The 2,379-nt window shown below is 64.0% G+C and carries 2 protein-coding genes; both read right to left on the bottom strand.

Features of this window, described 5'->3' with window-relative positions:
- Positions 1–15: 15 nt before the first annotated feature.
- Positions 16–2,094: a recombinase family protein gene (locus IQ26_RS38840; protein ID WP_010913722.1), complete on the bottom strand. Its 2,079-nt coding sequence runs from the start codon at positions 2,092–2,094 to the stop codon at positions 16–18.
- The coding region (locus IQ26_RS40195) for a hypothetical protein (protein WP_208760316.1) at positions 2,087–2,379 on the bottom strand (293 nt) is incomplete at its 5' end. The genes IQ26_RS38840 and IQ26_RS40195, both read right to left, overlap by 8 nt.

The following is a 2,379-nucleotide window of genomic DNA, read 5'->3' as shown; positions in this document are numbered from 1 at the left end:
GACAAGGCGAAGGTTTCATAGTGCGTCCTGTTCGGCTGATGGCACGGTAATGGAGGCAGGGCGGGCGGGATTAGCGTTACAGCCTGGGCGACCTTTGATGATCTCGAGGTGGGAAGGAATATCCCACAGACCCCGGCTGAGATTGTCGCTGTAGACTTTGGTGATGAGCCCCTGACGTCCCCATTGATGCACGGTGGTCTCGGCGATCTCGAAGCGTTCGGCCACTTCCTGGGTGGTGAGCATACCACAATCGCGCAGGCGCTGGCGACGACCGGGCAGGTTATAAGTTCTGCGGATGAAAGCGATTTTCTTGAGATTGAACGGCTTGCCGTCCCAGGTCCGCAGACCGCGTTCATTGAAGATGTCGGCGACCTCGCGATCGCAATAACGGTCGAGCAAGCGGTCGACCTCGGCGATCAAGTCGGGCTTGGATTTACGGATCTGGAAGATCGGCAGCGGCCGGTCCAGCGTCAAGGTTCGGGTCGCCCCGCCGGAGAGCCGCACGTTTGCGGTAATCGTCTCGGCCTTGATTAAGGTGACATCGGCGACCAGCAGCCGCAGGATACGCTTGCGCTCGCGGACATCGATGCGGGCATCGCTCCAGATCCGCGGGAACTGCTCGGCAAGATCGCGGACGCGTTGCTGCGTCTCGGCGTCGAGGGCGGCGGCTTCCTCGGGCGCGCGTCGTTCATAGTCCTCGACAACGTCGGTGTGGAGCCGCAGCTTCTCGTTCCACTCGGCCTCGAGAGTGTCGGCAACGAGGCGATTGTCGGGATCGACCTTCATGTAGCGGCGCCGGGCGAGCTCGGCGTCATGACGCGTCCGCTCGATATGCTGTCGGCGCAACGTGTCCATCTCGGCGGCGCGTGCCTCAAGCTCGCGCTGCACCGCCAGGGTGACCTCAAGGGTCATCGGCGTCATCAGCTCGACAAGCAATGCACCCACCGCCGGGTCGACGACTTTGCCGGGCACGGACTGGCAGACCTTGCCGCCACGGCGGGTGGCGGTTTCCTGGCAGATATAGGTCGGGACAGGCTGACCGTGCTCCTGGCTGTAATGGACGCCCATGCGCCCGCCGCAAAGGCCGCAGAGAACTCTGCCCTGGAGCAAGGCGGATCCTTCGCGGACCGGCCCGGCGCGGCGCTGCATTCCGTAGGCTTGCGCATTGGTGGCGAGACGCTCCTGGTTGGCCTTGAAGCGCTCCCAGTCGATATAGCCCGGATGCAGGTCGGGCATGACGAACCGCCAGTCAGCCATATCCACCTTGATCTGCGAGACGCCGCCGCCCGGCCGGGGCCGTCCACGCGTTCGACCGTAGACGAAGGCGCCGGCATATCTCGGATTATGCAGGACCTGGAGGATGCGGGCGTGCCGTGGCGGCGCCCACATGAGTTCGCCTTTGTGCAGTCCCTTGCGCAGTCGCCGCGGGAACAGGATGCCTTCGTCGAGGAAGAACTTGACGGTTCTGGTTGCGCTGCCCAGGCGCTCGAAGGTGGTGAACACCATGCGGAGCGCGGCCTGCACCTCGGCGTCCGGGTCGAGTGCGAGGGTGCCATCGGGCAAGTAGACCAAGCCCACGGGCGGGCCTATCTTCAGATCGCCGCGGCTTGCCTTGTTGAGTTGGCCGCCGCGCATGCGCGCCTTGAGGAAGTGCAATTCGGCTTCCGACATCGTTCCTTTCAAACCCAAAAGAAGTCTGTCGTTGAAGCTTTCCGGGTCGTAGATGCCATCCTCATCGAGGATGAGGGTGCTGGTCAGGGCGCACAGCTCAAGCAGCCGGTGCCAGTCGGCGGAGTTGCGGGCCAGGCGCGAGACCTCCAGCCCCATGACGACGCCGGCCTTGGCGAGCGCGACTTCGCTGACCAGTTCCTGGAAGCCGTCGCGGGCAACGGCGCTGGATCCCGATTTGCCCAGGTCGCGGTCTATCACGTGGATGCGTTCGGTCGGCCAGCCGGCGGCAATGGCGCGATCACGCAGCCCATATTGTCGCTGCGTGCTCTCGCCGTTCTCGGCGACCTGTCGAAGCGTCGACTGACGGATGTAGAGGTAGGCGTCGCGCCGCAGGTGATCGGCGGTGACTTTGAGGTCAGGCATGTGCTGGCTCCGCGGTTAGCGTGACAACAAGGCTGGCAAGGATGAGGGTGAGCTCGCTGGTGGCGATCGCGCCTGCCGACGGGGGGCGATGTACCGGGCAAGGCGGCGTAAAGTTGGGAGTTGTCGTTGCGGCCTTGATCCAGGCGACCATGCCTTGACGGTGCAGGGTTACGAGTCCTGATCCGGTGATCAGCCGGGCGCTGAGCACCGCGGCGCGCAGTTGTTCGTATGTGCCGACGAGGCTGGTCGCGCGGACGGTTAAGGCAGATCGAGTCGTTTTTTTTT

It is taken from the genome of Mesorhizobium tianshanense (assembly GCF_007830515.1).
Classification (GTDB): domain Bacteria; phylum Pseudomonadota; class Alphaproteobacteria; order Rhizobiales; family Rhizobiaceae; genus Mesorhizobium; species Mesorhizobium tianshanense.
The sequence above is the reverse complement of the archived record's forward strand: the minus strand, read 5'-3'. Positions and strand labels throughout refer to the sequence as shown.

What these genes read in the sequence shown, in the direction of transcription:
- IQ26_RS38840 (WP_010913722.1), bottom strand. Translation starts at nt 2,094, where the DNA reads ATGCCTGACCTCAAAGTCACCGCCGATCACCTGCGGCGCGACGCCTAC.